The sequence below is a fragment of the Sporosarcina koreensis genome (genome assembly GCF_001531445.1).
Lineage (GTDB): Bacteria > Bacillota > Bacilli > Bacillales_A > Planococcaceae > Sporosarcina > Sporosarcina koreensis_C.
Genome location: NZ_LQYA01000413.1, coordinates 1 through 243, shown reverse-complemented (window position 1 = coordinate 243; position 243 = coordinate 1). Strand labels below are relative to the sequence as shown.

Annotated in this window: 1 protein-coding gene; it reads left to right on the top strand. The window is 32.5% G+C overall.

Annotated features, from left to right (window positions below; all coding sequences use genetic code 11):
• Positions 1-27: 27 nt before the first annotated feature.
• Positions 28-243: hypothetical protein (locus AWV70_RS22665; RefSeq protein ID WP_060210638.1), on the top strand; the 216-nt coding region annotated here is incomplete at its 3' end.

The window sequence follows — 243 nt, the reverse complement described above, 5'->3', positions numbered from 1 at the left end:
AAATGATTGATAAAGGGGTCATGAAAATTGAAGATTAGTAGAAAAGCTGAATCGGAAATCCCCGAATTTTCTAGCCATGAGTTAGCACGTGAATATTTTAAAAACAGGTATGGAAATCATTTTGTGATGATGAATTCTGAAATGATTGGTGACGAAAAAGTTTATTTTTATAGTTTGATCTTGGACAGAAAAGTTTTTGAAGATGGACAAAAGCAAATGGTGAAAGATGGTTTCATGGTTGAC